The sequence below is a fragment of the Microbispora oryzae genome, from assembly GCF_017896165.1.
GTDB classification, from domain to species: domain Bacteria; phylum Actinomycetota; class Actinomycetes; order Streptosporangiales; family Streptosporangiaceae; genus Microbispora; species Microbispora oryzae.
In genome coordinates this window covers 14,850-30,618 of the sequence record NZ_JAFCNB010000031.1, presented here as the reverse complement: position 1 = coordinate 30,618, position 15,769 = coordinate 14,850, and the positions used below count along the sequence as shown (strand labels likewise).

The window sequence follows — 15,769 nt, the reverse complement described above, 5'->3', positions numbered from 1 at the left end:
CTACCCAGGCCAGCCGTACCCGCAGCAACCGCCGATGCCGTACAAGAGCGTGACCAAGCACCGGGGTCTGTCTGGCAAGTCACACCTGTTCCATTTGGTGCTGACCATCTGTACCTGCGGCCTGTGGGGCCTGGTCTGGCTCGGCCTGTGGATCTTCCGGCTGTTCGTGCGGCGCAAGAAGGTCACCCGTCACTACTACTGAGGTGACCCACCTGGGATGCCCGAGCGCGGACTCCCACGTATCCAGGTGTGGAAGAGCCTGACGTTCTACCGCGATCGGCGCTCGAACTCTGTCTCGACCATCGGGCGCCGTCTCAGTGGGCGGGTTCCTCGGCGACGCTCTCCGCTCGGGCCGGTAGGAGAACGGCAGTGACGACCACGGCAAGCGACATCACCGCGCCGATGATGAAGGCGAGTCGCATACCCCCGAGCGTGGCGACCAGCTCCGCCGCTCCCGCTGATTTCAGGGCGTCGGCTCGGGCGCTCATCACGGTGATCACCAGTGCGGTGCCGAAGGCCGCGGCGACCTGTTGCAGCGTGCTCAGGATCGAGCTGCCGTGGGAGTAGAGGTGCGGCGGAACCGCTCCGAGCCCGAGGGTGAACACCGGGGTGAAGGTCACGGCCAGGCTCACCATCAACAGCGCGTGCAGGGCGAGAAGCTGCCAGTACGGCATGGTCATCGTCACCTGGGTGAAGCCGGCGAGCGCGAGCGCGATCCCGATCGAGCCGGGAACGACCAGCACCCGCCCACCGAACCGGTCGAAGAGGCGGCCGACGGTCGGACCGAGCAGTCCCATCGCGAGGCCGCCCGGCATCACGAGCAGGCCGGTCTCCAGGGGGCTGAGCGCGCGGACGTTCTGCAGGTAGAGCGGCAGCAGAATCATCGAACCGAGCATCGCCATGAAGGCGACCGACATCATGATCAGCGCGACGGTGTACGTGCGGTGGCGGAGCGTACGCAGATCCATCAGCGGCACGCCGCGCTTCTGCAGCGACAGCTGGCGGACGACGAAGACGGCGATGGCGATCAGGCCCGCCGCCACGATCGCAGCGGCGACGCGGACGTCACCGCCCTCGAACCGGCTGAGCCCGTAGACCAGGCCGCCGAAGCCGGCGGCGGCGGTCACCACGCTCAACCAGTCGATGGAGCTGACCTTGATCTCTCCGACGTTCTCAAGCTGCTTCAGGCCGCGCCACGCGATCACCGCGGCGATGGGGAGCACCACGGCGAACAGGAGCCGCCAGGACCCGAACTGAAGGATCAGCCCCGAGACCGCAGGGCCCATCGCCGGCGCGACCGACATGGCCAGCGTGACGTTGCCCATCACCCGGCCCCGGTCCGACTCCGGCACGACCTGCATCAACGTGGTCATCAGCAGCGGCATCATCACGGCCGTCCCGGACGCCTGGATGATGCGCGCGCCCAGCAGCAGCGCGAACGACGGAGCGACGGCGGCCAGCGCCGTACCGAGCAGGAACAGACCCATCGCGGTGGCGTACGCGTGACGGGTGGACACCCGTTGCAGGAACCAGCCGGTGATCGGGATGACGGCGGCCATGGTCAGCATGAAGGCGGTCGAGAGCCACTGCGCGGTCTGCTCGGTGATGTGCAGAGCGCCCATCAGCCGAGGGATCGCATTGATCATGATCGTCTCGTTGAGGATGACCACGAACGTGGCGAGCACCAGGAGCCGCAGCACGGGCGGCGTGCGCCCTGGAGCGGCGGTCGCGGATCTGGCGGGTGGGTCTAGCTGTGCGGTGGACACGGCACCTCGATCAGGGTCGTCGGAACATGACATGGTCATGGCTGGCGTCCCAGCCTTGGGCCCACAACAAGTTGCGGTCACGGAAAGCCTGACGGGCACCACCGACAAAACTCATCGCTCAACCCGAGCATCGCTGGAAGTGATGCGAAATGTCACCCGGTTTTCACCAGGAGCGGACCATGCGCATCCCGGCGACGCGGATCAGCCCGTTGATCGCGGCGCCCCGAGCCAGGGCGCGGCTCGCCCGGGTTCGCCGACGCCGCCGCCGTAGCCGGCATCAGATTTCCCGACGTGACATCCATAGTGGACGTCGGGTTCGTGAACCGTTCACGCTCTTGACAGTGCCTGCCACGCCGCCTAGCGTCAGTGATCATCACGGATGTTACTTCTAGATTACGAATGTTAGCGCTATCAGCCCGGAGCACTCACGCGCCCTACGGGATTGACCTTCGCCGTCTCATAACGTCCACTCCGTTCACCTCACCCTGACATCAGCCAATGCAGGCTGCCCGAATGCCGGAAATGCGCTGGTCAGCGGCGGTCGCCACGATTTCTGCGGCGCCCGACGCGAACAACCACCACCCACCACCCAACGCAGGCACGGTCACCGTGACCGCGACCATCGACGGCAAGCAGGCCACCTCCTCCTACGACGCCCCCTACCCCGCCGCCGCCTGCCACTGACCCTGCCAGGGCCGGCCGGCCAGCTCTGGCCGGCCCCGCCCGTAACACGTCGCGGATCGCCAGAACGGGCGGCTGCCCATTCCCACATGAGGTGAGCCGGCCCGCTCAGAGGCGTCCGTTCATCCCCGGAGAAGTTCGAGGTCAAGGAGGGCATTTCGTGTTGAAGCGCGCCAGAAAGACGACTCGGCGACGGGTCGCCGCCACGGTCATGGCCGGCGCCATGCTGGCCACCGCGGTCGCCGCGGTGACAGGGCCGGCCCAGGCCGCCGGCTCGAACATCATCGTGAACGGCGGGTTCGAGGACGGCCTCACCGGCTGGTTCACCAACAACGGGAACGCGACGGACGGCGCCACGCTGTCGGCCACGACCGACGCCTACGCCGGTTCGAGCGCCGTGCTCGTCACCGGCCGCAAGACGACGGGATCCGGCCCGATGCAGGACCTGTCCGGCAAGGTGCAGGCCGGCAAGACCTACGCGATCACGGCGCGGGTGAAGTACGAGAACCCGAACAGCCCGGCGACCAAGCAGTTCTTCGCCACCATGCACTACGGCGGCTCGACGTACACGAACGTCGGCACGGTGACGGTGGCGCGCGGGCAGTGGGGGCTCATCCAGGGGACGTTCACTATCCCCGCCGGGCAGAGCGTCACGACCGCGCGGCTCTTCATCGAGACGCCCTGGACGTCGGACCCCGGGTCCGCCCCGGACACGCACCTCATGGACTTCAAGGTCGACGACGTGTCCGTCTCCGAGTTCGTGCCGTCGACGACCATCGAGGCGCTCGGCAAGAACCCCGGCGAGGGCAACCCGCTCATCTCACACAAGTTCGGCGCGGACGGCAACGCGTTCGTCCACGACGGCCGCGTGTACATCTACATGACCAACGACACCCAGGAGTACAAGCCCGGTCCCACCGGGATCTCCTCGACGAACACGTACGCCAGCATCAACACGATCACGGTCATCTCGTCCGACGACCTCATGAACTGGGTCGACCACGGCGAGATCCCCGTCGCGGGCCCGAGCGGTATCGCCCGATACGCGAGCAACTCGTGGGCCCCCGCCATGGAGAGCAGGGTCATCGACGGCAAGGAGAAATTCTTCCTCTACTTCGCCAACAGCGGCGGCGGCTCGGGCGTCATCGTCGGCGACTCGCCACTCGGCCCGTGGCACGACGAGCGCGGCAACCTGCTCATCACGAGCGCGACGCCGGGCGCGTCGAACGGCAAGAACTGGCTCTTCGACCCCGGCGTCTTCATCGACGACGACGGCCAGGGCTACCTCGTCTTCGGTGGTGGCGGCGACGACGGGACGCGCAGCGCCGAGAACACCAACCACCCGAAGTCCACGCGCATCATCGAGCTCAACGACGACATGATCAGCACGCAGGGCTCGGCGGAGGTCATCGACGCGCCGCTCGTGTTCGAGGCCGGCCACCTGTTCAAGCGCGACGGCAAGTATTACTACTCGTACTCGTCCAACTTCGGGTTCGGCGGCGCGATCGACCCCAACGGCCCGCCGACCGGGGCGATCGCCTACCTCATGGCCGACAGCCCGATGGGCCCCTGGACCCCCGACAAGTACAAGGGCGTCATCTTCCGCAACCCCGGCACCTACTTCGGCGCCGGCGGGAACAACCACCAGTCGGTGTTCGAGCTCGGCGGGCAGTACTACTTCACCTACCACGCCCAGACGCTCAACAGCCGCATCACGGGCGGCGCCACCCAGGGCTTCCGCAGCCCCCACCTCGCGAAACTCGACTTCAACGCCGACGGCACGATCAAGGAGGTGAAGGGCGACTACAAGGGCGTCGAGCAGATCCGCGACCTCGACCCGTACCGGGTGGTCGAGGCCGAGACGATCGCCTGGCAGCAGGGCATCGCGACGAAGAGGATCGACGGCGGCTCGGAGGAGTTCGGCGCGCAGGCGCCGAACCTCGTGCTGTACGACATCGACAACGGCGACTGGACGTCGCTCGCGAAGGTCGACTTCGGCGAGGGCGGCGCCACCGGCGTCACCGTCAAGGCGCGCCCGCTCGTGTCCGGCGGAAAGATCGAGGTCCGTCTCGACGGCCGCAACTCGCCCGTGGTGGCCACCATCCCCGTCGACGCCCCGCTCGGCGAGTGGACGCAGCTGTCCGCGAAGCTCGACGGCGTCAAGGGCGTACACGACGTGTACTTCACCTACGCGGGCCCGGGCGGCGCCGACCTGTTCGAGATCGACTCCTGGGCCTTCGAGGCGAAGGTCAAGCTGACCGTCACCGCCTCCTCCCGGTGCATCGGCGCCTCGGCGTACGTGGCGGTCACGGCCGTCAACGACTCCGACGTGCCCGCCACCGTGACGCTGACCACCCCGTACGGCTCCACGACCGTGGCCGACGTGGCTCCCGGCAAGCAGGCCTACCAGTCCTTCAACACCAGGGCCGGGCAGATCGACGCCGGCACGGTCACCGTGACCGCGACCGCGACCATCGACGGCGAGCAGGCCACCTCCTCCTACGACGCCCCCTACCCCGCCGCCGCCTGTCCCTGACCCTGCCGGGGCCGGCCGGCTCTGGCCGGCCCCGCCCCCTTCCACGAATGGAGTGCCCACCGTGGGTATGCAGGGCCAGGAACTGCTCGTCTCGACGGCGAACTCCGCCGACGAGATCGGCACCTGGAAGGTCGACGCCGACCTCTCCCTGCGGACTCCGGTGGACGTCGCCGCCGGGGAGTACCACTCGACCCTTGCCCCGGACGTCCACGCCGAAGTAAGCAGGTCCGCTTCAGGACAGCAGCGCGGACACGGCGTTCGAGAGAACCAACGTGGCGACGCTCCCCTGCAGCGACAATGCCTCTCCAGACCTCGAGTGGCTTCAGCATTCCGACGTACCGATGCGCGGCACAGGAGGAACCTCGCCGCATTCCTGCCCGTTGAAACTGACGGAAAGGGGATGCCTGATGTCGTTAGCCGAGGACTTTTTACTGCTCGCGCTCCGCGAAGAGGACGGAAAGCCACTTATCGGTAATCTGCAGCTCGAGTGCGGGCTGGCCGGCGCGGTCCTGGTCGAATTGGCCGCCGCCCGGCGGATCGATGTCGATGGCGAGCAGATCGTCGTGCGTGATCCGGCGCCTCTTGGGACGCCGGAGGAGGATGCGACGCTCGCCCGCATCTCCGAGGAGGAGCCGCACGATCTACAGTGGTGGATTCGTTCCCTACGCAGCGGTCTGTACGAGCGAACCCTGGCGCGGCTCATCGCCCGCGGCGTCGTCGACGAGCAGCGCCGCCGCCCACTCGGGATCTTGCCCTCCACCCGCCACCTGACGATCGATCCGGCTCCGGCGCGTGAGCTTCGCCGGCGCTTGTCGGCCATCTTCGACGACGCCCCGGCCGATCCCGGAACCGTTGCCCTCCTGGCCATAGTGAAGGCCGGCACCCTCGACCGTGTGATCCTCCCGGAGATCGACCCCGACACCGTCGAACGCAGGATCAGGGAGCTCAGCGAGGGCGAGCAGGTGGCCGAGGCGGTCGCGAAGGTCATCAAGTACATCCAAGTGGCGCTGGTCATCGTGGTGTCCGCAGCGGTGTGACGCCCGCCGGCTCCTGAGCCCGCCTGATCCCTTCCACGAGTCCTGGTCGACCCGAACCCGGGTTGACCAGGACTTTTTCTGTGCAAAGACATGAACAGGCACTTGTTGCAGACGCCAATGCATCTAGTTGCGCCGAAATCGCTCGTTCGTCCGCCGATGTCAATGACATTCTCATGTCTGTCAGGAACGAGGCGAACTCGGGAGGTCACCATAATGGCTTGTCCGACAACATTGAAGACGGTTCGTTCGGTCCACGGCCATGTTGTCCGTAGAAGTGGCGCGTGGGATTGAATCAGGTCCTGATTCTCTCTTATGCCTAGAGGACGGAAGAGCGATGCATTACTCGGTATTGATGCCTTTCGTGCCGCGCAGGCCGGAGCAGATCCTGACCTATGCGGCACTGGTCGAATGGACCGCGGCACATCGGTTGTGGCAGGGCCAGAGCGTGCTGGTGGAACCTTTCCAGGGGTTCGCCTCGGTGGCGGGCGCCGGATTCCGGGTGCCGACCGGCCTCGGCGTGACCCTGATGCCGCTTCGACATCCGTACGAGGCCGTCAACCAGATCAAGACTCTGGCGATGTCGACCGGAGAGACCGTGGTCGCCGGGTTCGGGCCTGGCCCCCGGGCGTTCCAGGAGATGTTGCTCGGAGCCCCCTACCGGAGCCAGTTGACGGCCGTACGCGAATACCTGACGATCGTCCGTGGCCTGCTCGGCAACGAACTGGTCGATGTCAAGGGTGAGTACTACTCGTGTCGCGCGCAGATGCCGTCGGCGATGTCGCCTCAGGTCGACCTCGGTCTCGGCGTGCTGCGGCCGGGAATGGCCCGGCTCGCCGGCGAAATCGCCGATGTGGCCATTACCTGGCTGACGCCCGCGGCTTATCTGGAAGAGCTGTTGTGCCCGGCGATGCGCCAGGGCGCGGAATCCGCCGGGCGTGCCGTACCAAGGCTGACAGCCATTGTTCCGGTCGCGCTGGCACGGCCGGACCGGGACGTGACCGATTTTGTGCTCGCGAGTAACACGATGCACATGCGGGCACCCCACTACATCGACATGCTCGCCAAGGCGGGAATCGATATCTCCGGCTTGGAGATGCCGGAGGCGGCACGACTGCTGGCCGAGAAAGAGGTTTTCGTCTACGGCGACGTCGACCAGGTCATCGACCAGTTCCAGAAATATCGCAGAGCCGGCGTCGACGAAATCGTTCTCAACATGACCGGTGTGTGCAATCTCTACGGCGCCAAAGAGGCGCTCAACGATCTGAAGACACTTCTGGTGGCGCTCGGGCAAGGGGTGGAGGGAACCTCGTGGACGAAATCCTGATGAGCAAGGTTGGGCGGCACCTCAAATCGTGGAGCACCGGACGGGCCGTGCCGGACGGCATGTCGGGGACCGGTTCCGCGACGGTGGTGGTCGAGGACGCCCGTCATCTGCAGGAGCTCAGGGATTCCGGTGTCGTGGGGCCGGAGACGGTGGTCCTCGTGCCGGCAGGGCAGGAGGAGCCGTCGCACGACGCCCTGGTCGTCGGTTACGAGGGATCGCTGAGCGAGCCGGGTGGTGATGTCGCGATCGCGGACGCCATCTTCGTGCAGACACAGGACTACAACACGAGCCCGTACATGTCGCTGGTGGGCACCACATTGATCCGGATCACCTGCGACGCTGACCTCGACGCCTTCTTGGCCGACGCCGATCTGGCGCGGAACGAGGGCGCATTCGCCGACTTCGCCGCGAGTCAGGCCGTCCAGATCGCCGACCTCTCCTGCCTCGGCGACGGCTCACGGAACGACGGCCCCCGCACGAGGCTCTATGCGAACCAGGTCGGTGAGCTGTCCACATCGCCGGGAGGCCTGCGGCTGGGCTCTGTAGGCGATCGGATCGAGGGATTGGTGGCGGAATGGGAGCGCATCAACGAGACCAGTGCGTTCCCGTGCGCGGTCGGTCTCGGCGCGGTGGTCACGGAGGGTCGCAGATCTGAGGGACTCGGGCAGCGGCTCTGGCTGGGCCGCTACCTCGACGCCCTCGACATGTTGCGGGAGCTCCAGGGACGCGGCATCACGGAGATCCGGGTGTCGGGGTTCGGTGGCCGGCTGGTCCCGGCTCTGGAAGATCTGGCCGATCCCGCGGACGCCTCCGGCGATCGGGATCCGATGCTGGCCTGGACGCCCGAAGCCTGCTACCTCCGGGTCCCCGGGTCCGGCAGGCTGTTCGCCTTGAGCAGGACCGCGGCGCAGCTCACCGAGGTCTTGTTGACCTGCGGCGACATCGAGTCGGCCCTCGATCACGCCGAACGCGACGATCTTGAGCGGGTCGCGGGCTTCCTCGACCGCAACGGCGTCCGCCTCCCCGTCGCGCCTGCTGTTGGAGCGGGAGTATGACCGAGACGACGCTGCCCCGGATACCCGGACGCGCCGGGCAAGTCGTCGCCGAGCTCGGCGAACGGGTGACCCTGCACGACCTCTATGACCACATCGGCGTGCCGATCTATCACGACCTCGCAGCGGGCGACTCAAGCGAGATCAGGGAGTTGCTGACGATCGTCCGGCGGATTCCCGGGCAGGTGCTGGAGCTGGCCGCGGGTTCCGGCCGGCTGACCCTGCCCCTGCTGGCGCTCGGCAGGCATGTCACGGCATTGGAGCTGTCCGAGGACATGCTCGGCCTGCTGCGAGCCCGGCTCCTGCTCACCGCGGCCGGGATGAGCGAACGATGCACGCCGGTCCAGGCGGACATGTCCGCGTTCGCTCTGGGCCGCTCCTTCCCGCTGATCGTGCTCGGCACGACGTCGATCTCCCTGCTGGACGAAGCGGGACGAGCAGGTCTCTACCGGTCGGTGGGCGCTCATCTCGAGCCAGGCGGACGTTTCGTACTGTCAACCGTAGACATCCCGGCCGACGGGGCCGACGGCTCTGACCTCGACTTCGAGACCGTCGGCGTCAGCGGCCGGAAGTACCGGATGTTCGAGCACTGGCCCGTCGGCTCGTCGGTCCGATCTGTCACGATCGTCCCCGAGACCGCGGACCCGGAACCCATCACGGTGTGCACGACCACGATCGGCGTACTGCCGGCCGACCTGGTCGAACAGGAGCTGGCTGACGCCGGATTCATGGTTCGCGCCCGGACGCCGCTCCCGGTTCCCGGCGTGCGTCACACCGACGTCTTCCTCGAAGCCGAGGCGCTCTGATGGCGGAGACGACGCGAGCGCTGTGGCCATCCCTGCTCGACCCCGCGCTGCACGGTACCGACGAGCTGTGCGCGGTTTCGGCCCGCGGCGTCCGGGTGCGCTTCGCCGACGGCCGTGAGCTGCTGTGCGGGACGAGCGGCCTGTGGAACACCAACCTCGGGTACGGCAATCCGGTGATCGCTGAGGCAGCGGCGGACGCGCTACGCGAGGCGTCCTACCTGTCGGTGTTCCGGTACGAGAACGCTTACGCTCGCCGCGCCGCGGAGGCGCTGGTCGAGGTCTGCGACGCGGACCATTACGGACGGGTCATCTTCTCCACCTCCGGCGGAGCGGCCAACGACGTGGTGATGAAAGTCGCCCGGCACTACCAGGCTCTGTGCGGGCAGGAGCGACGCAAGCTCGTGGTGGGGTTGCGTGGCGGTTACCACGGCCTGACCTTCGGGGCCTTCGGCCTGACGGGCGACAACCTCGGCCAGCAGCTCTATGGGGTCGACCAGCGGCTGGTCCGGCATGTCGCCCCGAACGAGATCGGCGAGCTGGCCCTGCTGCTGGAACGGCAGGGGACGCAGATCGCGGCGATGGTGGTGGAGCCGGTGATCGGCAACGGGGCGGTCCCGCTGCGCCCGGACTACGTCGCCGGGCTGCTGGCCCTACGCGAACGGTACGGATTTCTGCTGGTGGCCGATGAGGTGGCCACCGGGTTCGGCCGGACGGGCAGCTTCTTCGCCTCTCAGCAGTGGCCCGCCCTGCCGGACCTTGTGATCACCTCCAAGGGTCTCACCAACGGCACGAGCGCGGCCGCTGCGGTGCTCGTCTCCCGCCGGGTGGCTGCCGCCTTCAACGACGCGGGCTCGATGCTGGTCCACGGTGAGACGCAGGCGGGGACGCCGGTCACCTGCGCGACCATTCTGGCCACCATCGCGGAGATGCGGCGGCTGGACGCGGTCGCGGCGGGCCGGCAGCTGTCGGCACTGCTCGAGAAGCGTCTCGCGGCCCTGACCGCTACGCATCCCCGGGTCGAGACGACGACGGGGCTGGGATGCTTCCGGTCGATCCGGATCACCAACGCCGACGGCCTTCCACTGCCGCAGACGGAGGTGCCGCATCTGGTCGCCGAGATCAGACGCGCCGGGGCGATCGTCCATCCGGGCGTACACGGCATCCAACTCCTGCCCGCGCTCGTCTATACCGCTGCGGAGCTGGACGAACTGATGACGTGCGTGCGGACGGGCATCGACGCCTACTTCGCCGTCGCGCCGGTGGACCTGGAGACGGCCCGATGAGCGCCCAGAGCCTGGGCAGATACCGGCCGACCCAGGTCATCTACGGGAGCGACGGGCTGACCGGATGGCTCACGGAGCGCTGCCGACAGCGCGTCACGCTGCTGGTGGACGCGGGCGTGGCCGAGGCTCCGATCGTCACCCGGATCCGTCAGGGCATCGCCTGGGCCGGGAGGGCGAGCGAGCTCGTGGTCCTGTCGGGACCGGGAGACCTGGACAGTGTCAGCGAACTGGCCGGTCATCTGGAGAACGCCGAAGCGGTCGTGGCCGTGGGCGGTGGCTCACTCCTCGACCAGGCGAAGCTGGCCGTCCTGCTGAAGTCCGACCCCACGCTGCGGACCCGGCTCACGATGCGCCACCGCAATGGACTGGTACTGCTTCCGCCCAGCTCTGAGCCCTTGGTACCGCTGGCGGCCGTCCCGACGACCGTAGGCACGGGAAGTGAGCTGAGCTCAGCCGTCTGCCTGGCCTCGGCCCGGGGCAAGCGGCTGATCCTGGGAAGCGGGCTACAACCGGAGCTGGCGATCCTCGATCCACTGTCGACCAAGACCTTGCCGGGCGACCTGCTCGCCGAAGGCGCGCTGGAAATCCTGTTCCGGCTGGCGGGCATGTACGTCGGCGACCACACCGACCTGCCCACCGAGGACGCTTTCGCGGAGACCCTCCTGCGGCGGCTGGTACGTCTGGGAAACGAACTCGCCGACACCCTTGCGGCGGGAGGCCGGGCCGGGGGCGCCCTTCGACTGGAGATCGCCAAGCTCAGCGGGCTGAGTCACAACCCCTGGATCAACCATTCCCGTGATCCCAACGCCTGTAAGGGCTGGTATCTGGCCAATGAACTGTCATCAGGGCTCGGGCTGCGCAAGATGACCGCGGCGGCTGCGCTGCTTCCCCATCTGTGGGCGGCGATATCGGCGCCGGACCCACGCTGGGGCTCGGCCCGCCGGCTGGACCGTCTGTGGGAGGCGATCTGGACGGCCGAGGCCGGCCGGTTCCCGCGGAATCCGGTCGACGGCGTCGCCTTCCTGATCGATTCCTGGCAGGTGGACCGGCGGATCTCGGCGGACCCCGCCCGGATCGCGGAGATCACCCGCGCGACCGTCAGGGCCTGGAGCGCCGGGCTACCGACCCTGGGCACCCTGACCAGCACCGACATCGAAGACCTGCTGATGCGGTCGGTCTCTCCCGAGATCTTGACCGCACGATGAGATCCGGCCGGATCCGGGTCTCCCCCAGCTTCCGCCGGCCACCGTCGACGGATCAACGCGCTGAGAGAACAGGAGGAGACGTAAGCGGATTCACCAGGCACCAATCAGCCATATCGAAGGAGTTGAGATGAACGAGAGCATCAAGACGCTGGCTCCGCTGGAGCTCGCCATGCAGGAGCTCGACATGCAGGAGCTCGAGCCGCTGGACGCCCCCGTCGACTGGAGCGAGATCGTCAGCTTCATCAGCGGGTTCAGTGTGGGAGGCGCCGTCTCCTACAGCGTCATCATCACCCTCGCGACCTGAGCCGACTTCCCTGGTCTCGGACAACTGACCCACGATAGGAGTGGAAATGCAGAATTCCCGTGACTACACGGTGCCGGCTCTCGAGCTGGCGATGCAGGAGCTGGACATGCAGCCGCTCGAGGGCATGGACGCCCCCGACTGGTGGACCAGCTTCACGGTGAGCTTCGGCGTCTCGGCGGGCGTCAGCACGGTTTACGCCACCCTCGTTGTGACCACGGTCGTCACCTGATCTGACCGAATCGCTCTGCGAAAGCCGGACCTCGGGCGCGAAGCCGTTCCGGCGCGAGTCAAGCCTCGGCCCGGATGCTGGCCAAGAGCATCCGGGCCGAGGCCCCCGGGCTCGCTACAACGTGCAGGAGCCCAACGGTTGTTCACACCAGACTACCCATCAGAGAGAGGAAAAACGCGATGTCGAACAGTCCTGCCCCGCCCACTGGGCTCGTCTGGAGCCTCGCCGCATTCTTCATCATCATGGCTACGGCTGTCCCGGCACTCATCTACGCGAATACAGACGGCAAGGCGCGTTCGACGGTGTTGCTCGTCTGGATCGGAGTGGAGCTCATCCTCGCGGTATCCGTCGGTCTCTACTTCCGTCTGAGGGGCCGATGATGAGCGCCGGGACCGTGGTGCGGTTCGATGGGCTGACGAAGCGGTTCGGCCCGATGACCGCCGTCGAGGATGTCTCGTTCGAGGTGCGGAGCGGACGAATCGTCGGCCTCCTGGGCCGCAACGGCGCGGGCAAGACGACCACGCTGCGGATGCTGCTCGGGCTGACCAGGCCCACCGCGGGCCATGCCACTCTCTTCGGCCATGCCTACAGTGACCTGCCCGACGCCGCCCGCCGGATCGGAGTCAGCATAGACGGGATCGGCCCGTTGACGGCCGTGACCGGCAGGCGGGACCTGAGGGTGTGGGCCAGCCAGATGGGCGTGCCGGCCACCCGGGTCGAGGAGGTTCTCGACCGGGTCGGCCTGGCGGACAGCGCCAACAAGCAGATCAAGAACTACTCCCAGGGGATGCGCCAGCGCCACGCCCTGGCCACGGCCCTGCTCGCCGACCCTGAACTCATCGTCCTGGACGAGCCCGCCAACGGTCTCGATCCGGACGGCATCCGCTGGCTGCGCACTTTCCTACGTTCCCTCGCCGACGAGGGCCGCACCATCCTGCTCTCCAGTCACCTGCTGGCCGAAGTCGAGCAGACGGTGGACGACGTCGTGATCCTCCAGCAGACGCTGCGGTACTGCGGCCCGCTTGACGAGCTCACCGAGGATGGGCAAGTGAGTCTGGAGGCCCGCTTCTTCCAACTTGTGGACACCCCGGCAAGGGAGCAGGCTCATGCGTAACCTGGTCAAGGCGGAATGGCTGAAGATCTGGAACGGACGTGTCTGGTGGATACTGTCCGGCTTCGCGCTGCTGATGTGCGCCATGGCCTGCGCCGGGTTCCTGGCTGAGGCGAAAAAGCAGCTGCCCAGGGGGCAGACCACACCCGAGGTCGTCACCACGACGCTGGTCAACGTCTGGTTCATGGTGGAACTGGTGGCGGCTCTCGTCGCGATGATCGCGGTGACACGGGAGTTCGGCAACGGCGCGATCAACCGGTCGGTGCTGCTGAGCGGCGGACGGCGCCGCCTGCAGGTCGCGAAGCTGATCGCGGCCACCGCGGCGGGTGCCGTTTTCGCCGCCGCCACCGGGGTGCTGGCCGCCGCTTCCCCCTGGGTGTTCCTGATCGGCACCGGCTACCGGCCCGCCTGGACGGCGGAGACCACCTGGACTCTGCTGGGAGTCATGGCCGTGGTGGTCGCGGGGGCCGTATGGGGATCCGCGCTCGGCCTGCTCATCCGCAACCAGGTCGCGGCGGTCGTGACGATGCTCCTGAGCACCTGGCTGGTGAGTGAGTCCCTGTTTCGGCTGGTCCCGGCCGTAGGCAAGTTCACCGTCGACGAGGCGATGGCGGCTGTGTACCACGACGTCAAGCCCGAACTCCTTTCGCCACCCGTGGCCCTGGCAGTGCTCGCGGGCTGGCTGGCACTGGCCGCGTTCGCCGGCGGCCGGCAGTTCCTTCACAGGGACCTGCCGTGAGGGGACTCAAGCTGAAAGCGGCCATCCCGGAACCACGGCGGCCCGTCCTCCTCGAACGGCCCCGGCTCGCCGCCGACGTGCTGGTGCACGAGCCGGTCAAGGACGGCGGCCCGTGGATCGTGCAGTCCGCTGGTCAGCGGTATGTCCGGGTAGGCGGAGGAATGGCCCGGATCCTGCTCTCAGCCGACGGCGGGCACACGCTGGAGGACATCGCGAACGAGCTCGGCGACCCGTGGACGGCCGAGCTGGTCGGCCACGGGCTGCTGAAGGCCCAGGAGATGAAGCTCCTGGACGACGGCCAGGCACCGGCGAAAAAGCGCCTGCGGTGGTTCACGTTCGTGCCACCGCTGACCTTCCAGTTCACCCTGTTGAACCCGGACAGGCTGCTGAGCAGGGCCCGTCCGCTGCTGGCACGGCTGGCGACCAGGGCCTGGGCGGCGGCCATGCTGACGCTGATCGTGGGAGGCCTCGTCACTCTCGCCGTACAGGCGTCCGCCTTGCGGGAAGTGCTGGGGGAACCGCTCCCGGTCACCGCGTTTCTGATCCTCTTCTGCGTCACCTGGGCCGGTTCCGCCCTGCACGAGATGACCCATGCGGCAGTGCTCAGCCACCACGGTGGGCGGCCGAGCAGGATGGGTCTGATGCTCTTCTACCTGACCCCTGCCTTCTTCTGCGACGTCTCCGACGGCTGGCGGCTTCCCAGGAACCAGCAGCGGGTCGCAACCGCATTGGCCGGTGTCGCCTGCCAGGCGGTGATCGGTGGTCTCGCCGCTGTCGCCGCGCTCCTGACCCATGGCGGCACGTTGCGCGACGCCCTTCTCCTCGTAGCCGTGAGCAGTTACGTGGCCGGCATCGTCAACCTGGTGCCCTTCGCCAAGCTCGACGGCTACCTGGCGCTGATGAGTCACCTGGACATCTCCCATCTTCGGGACCGGAGCATGGACGACGCGCGCCGCTCGATCGCCCGGGTGCTCTTCGGCGGGCATTACGAGCGCGCGCTTCCCCAGGTCTCATGGTCGCGCTGGTTCGGCCTGGCCTGCCTTCTCTTTCCGATCTATCTCGTCGGAACGGCCTTCACGCTCTGGCAGTCGTTGCTGGCCGGGATGGGCCTGGTGGGAGCAGTGATCGTCTCGCTCCTACTCGGCTACCTGCTGCTTCGGCTGTACGCCAGTGCCAGGCGGCTGGTCGCTGAGGCACGTGCCGCGGGGGCTCGCACGTGGCGCGTCGTCATCGCCTCCGTCCTGGTGATCGGTGCCGCCGGCGCGATCCTGCACCAGGTGACCGTGCCCTACACGGTGGCCGGCGGATTCGTGCGCGACGGTGACCAGGTCATGTTCGTGGTTCTCGGCAACGCCGACCGGGGCGCCATCGCGCCCGGATCGGAGGTCCGGCTGCGGGAGGGTGGGATCGTGCTCCACTCCGACCTCGGAAAAGCCGCTGTGACGGCCGGGAGCCCGCGGAACGTCTCGGTTCCTCTGTCCGTGTTCGTGCCGGTGCGGGACCTCGACCACGTGAGCGTGCCCGCCGTCGGCTTCCCGCTGACCGCTCAGAGCGGTGCGGTGCCGCCGTACGGACCCGCCGAGGTCGCAGCCGGCGAGCGCAGCCTGGGCGAATGGCTCTATCTCCGCTATGTCGCGCCGTTCTGGCGTTGACCACGGCCCTCCGCGCGTCCTGACCCCCTACCCTCCAAGGCGAC

At 67.6% G+C, this 15,769-nt stretch carries 16 protein-coding genes; 15 read left to right on the top strand and 1 reads right to left on the bottom strand.

Translation table 11 applies throughout. The features are described 5' to 3' along the window. Nucleotides 1–34 precede the first annotated feature (34 nt). Nucleotides 35–202: a hypothetical protein gene (locus JOL79_RS31730; RefSeq protein ID WP_210159626.1), complete on the top strand. Its 168-nt coding sequence runs from the start codon at nucleotides 35–37 to the stop codon at nucleotides 200–202. Nucleotides 203–314: 112 nt separating this feature from the next. Here the strand turns inward: JOL79_RS31730 and JOL79_RS31725 are convergent, their stop codons facing one another. Further along, complete coding sequence (locus tag JOL79_RS31725) at nucleotides 315–1,700, bottom strand: MDR family MFS transporter (protein ID WP_210159625.1); 1,386 nt, start codon at nucleotides 1,698–1,700, stop codon at nucleotides 315–317. 579 nt (nucleotides 1,701–2,279) lie between these two features. Between JOL79_RS31725 and JOL79_RS31720 the strand changes: the two genes are divergently transcribed. From JOL79_RS31720 to mpaP, 14 genes are all read left to right on the top strand, one after another. Beyond that, nucleotides 2,280–2,450 (top strand): hypothetical protein, encoded by a 171-nt coding sequence (locus JOL79_RS31720; RefSeq protein ID WP_210159624.1) that lies wholly within the window; start codon nucleotides 2,280–2,282, stop codon nucleotides 2,448–2,450. A gap of 160 nt (nucleotides 2,451–2,610) precedes the next feature. Beyond that, on the top strand, nucleotides 2,611–4,983 hold the full coding sequence (locus JOL79_RS31715) for a family 43 glycosylhydrolase (protein ID WP_210159623.1): 2,373 nt from the start codon (nucleotides 2,611–2,613) through the stop codon (nucleotides 4,981–4,983). A gap of 407 nt (nucleotides 4,984–5,390) precedes the next feature. Beyond that, nucleotides 5,391–6,020: a GOLPH3/VPS74 family protein gene (locus tag JOL79_RS31710; RefSeq protein WP_210159622.1), complete on the top strand. Its 630-nt coding sequence runs from the start codon at nucleotides 5,391–5,393 to the stop codon at nucleotides 6,018–6,020. A 334-nt stretch (nucleotides 6,021–6,354) separates the two neighbouring features. Next, a complete protein-coding gene (locus tag JOL79_RS31705; RefSeq protein WP_210159621.1) occupies nucleotides 6,355–7,344 on the top strand; it encodes an LLM class flavin-dependent oxidoreductase in 990 nt (329 codons plus the stop codon). Then, nucleotides 7,329–8,399 (top strand): daptide biosynthesis RiPP recognition protein, encoded by a 1,071-nt coding sequence (gene mpaB, locus JOL79_RS31700; protein WP_210159620.1) that lies wholly within the window; start codon nucleotides 7,329–7,331, stop codon nucleotides 8,397–8,399. Before JOL79_RS31705 ends, mpaB begins: the two co-directional genes overlap by 16 nt. Next, on the top strand, nucleotides 8,396–9,202 hold the full coding sequence (gene mpaM, locus JOL79_RS31695) for a daptide-type RiPP biosynthesis methyltransferase (protein WP_210159619.1): 807 nt from the start codon (nucleotides 8,396–8,398) through the stop codon (nucleotides 9,200–9,202). Before mpaB ends, mpaM begins: the two co-directional genes overlap by 4 nt. Continuing rightward, complete coding sequence (gene mpaD, locus JOL79_RS31690) at nucleotides 9,202–10,485, top strand: daptide-type RiPP biosynthesis aminotransferase (protein ID WP_210159618.1); 1,284 nt, start codon at nucleotides 9,202–9,204, stop codon at nucleotides 10,483–10,485. The genes mpaM and mpaD overlap by 1 nt, the downstream gene beginning before the upstream one ends. Beyond that, nucleotides 10,482–11,690: a daptide-type RiPP biosynthesis dehydogenase gene (gene mpaC / locus JOL79_RS31685; RefSeq protein WP_210159617.1), complete on the top strand. Its 1,209-nt coding sequence runs from the start codon at nucleotides 10,482–10,484 to the stop codon at nucleotides 11,688–11,690. The genes mpaD and mpaC overlap by 4 nt, the downstream gene beginning before the upstream one ends. A gap of 127 nt (nucleotides 11,691–11,817) precedes the next feature. Beyond that, on the top strand, nucleotides 11,818–11,994 hold the full coding sequence (locus JOL79_RS31680; protein WP_210159616.1) for a daptide-type RiPP: 177 nt from the start codon (nucleotides 11,818–11,820) through the stop codon (nucleotides 11,992–11,994). Between the two features lie 46 nt (nucleotides 11,995–12,040). After that, nucleotides 12,041–12,223 (top strand): daptide-type RiPP, encoded by a 183-nt coding sequence (locus tag JOL79_RS31675; RefSeq protein WP_210159615.1) that lies wholly within the window; start codon nucleotides 12,041–12,043, stop codon nucleotides 12,221–12,223. Nucleotides 12,224–12,297: 74 nt separating this feature from the next. Then, nucleotides 12,298–12,603, top strand: a complete 306-nt coding sequence (locus JOL79_RS31670; protein WP_210159614.1) for a hypothetical protein — start codon at nucleotides 12,298–12,300, stop codon at nucleotides 12,601–12,603. Beyond that, complete coding sequence (locus JOL79_RS31665) at nucleotides 12,603–13,337, top strand: ABC transporter ATP-binding protein (protein ID WP_210159613.1); 735 nt, start codon at nucleotides 12,603–12,605, stop codon at nucleotides 13,335–13,337. The genes JOL79_RS31670 and JOL79_RS31665 overlap by 1 nt, the downstream gene beginning before the upstream one ends. Then, nucleotides 13,330–14,073 (top strand): ABC transporter permease, encoded by a 744-nt coding sequence (locus JOL79_RS31660; RefSeq protein WP_210159612.1) that lies wholly within the window; start codon nucleotides 13,330–13,332, stop codon nucleotides 14,071–14,073. The genes JOL79_RS31665 and JOL79_RS31660 overlap by 8 nt, the downstream gene beginning before the upstream one ends. Next, nucleotides 14,070–15,725, top strand: coding sequence for a daptide biosynthesis intramembrane metalloprotease (mpaP, locus tag JOL79_RS31655; protein WP_210159611.1), 1,656 nt, complete (start codon nucleotides 14,070–14,072; stop codon nucleotides 15,723–15,725). Before JOL79_RS31660 ends, mpaP begins: the two co-directional genes overlap by 4 nt. Nucleotides 15,726–15,769 lie beyond the last annotated feature (44 nt).